The 714-nt window shown below is 38.8% G+C and carries 1 protein-coding gene; it reads left to right on the forward strand.

Annotated elements, in window-relative coordinates:
• Positions 1-83: 83 nt before the first annotated feature.
• Complete coding sequence (locus ACFOUY_RS00005) at positions 84-551, forward strand: hypothetical protein (protein WP_378958384.1); 468 nt, start codon at positions 84-86, stop codon at positions 549-551.
• The last annotated feature ends 163 nt before the right edge of the window (positions 552-714 follow it).

Below are 714 nucleotides of genomic sequence, written 5' to 3' on the forward strand. Positions count from 1 at the left end.
TATAATAGAGGCAAAAGAGGTTAGCTATACAGGAGAAGATAGTATTTGCTGGAGGTTATTGACCACTATTAATATAGAAAGTATTGAAATGGCAAAGACCTGTATTGAATAGCTGGCGATGGACGATAGAAGAAGTATTCAAAATCCTTAAGAAGGAGGGTTATAATATAGAGGCCTCTGAGCTAGAGTACGCCTCTTCGGTAAAAAAGCTTTCTATACTGATTATGGAGGTGGTGATCAAGCTGTTTCTGATGAGACTATCTTATGCAGAGCCTGAGCAGGAACTTTCAGCAGATTCCTGCTTTACAGAGCAGGAACAAGAGTTCCTTGACCACCAGATAGTGAGACTTGAAGGCAAAACCCAAAAGCAGAAAAACCCATATCAAGCGAAGGACTTAAAAAGGTATCTATGGGCGATAGTAAGATTAGGGGGATGGAAAGGTTACGAAAGCAAAAGGCACCCCGGAATAACAACCCTTTGGATAGGTATGAAATATTTTAAGGCATCAATCCAAGGATGGGATATCCATAGAGATGTGTCCACACGATAGGTTTTCATGAGAATGACGTAAGGAGTCGTCATGCTACCATTGACGTTTTTGTATAATGTTTGGGTATGTAAAATAAACTGTGTCAAATCTAAAGTAATGCTTCTCAAAAAAAATCTAGTTCAAATCTAATATCATTCTGTCAGGAAACCAAATGGCAAGTTTC

Origin of the sequence: Pedobacter jamesrossensis (genome assembly GCF_042650905.1) — a bacterium.
Classification (GTDB): domain Bacteria; phylum Bacteroidota; class Bacteroidia; order Sphingobacteriales; family Sphingobacteriaceae; genus Pedobacter; species Pedobacter jamesrossensis.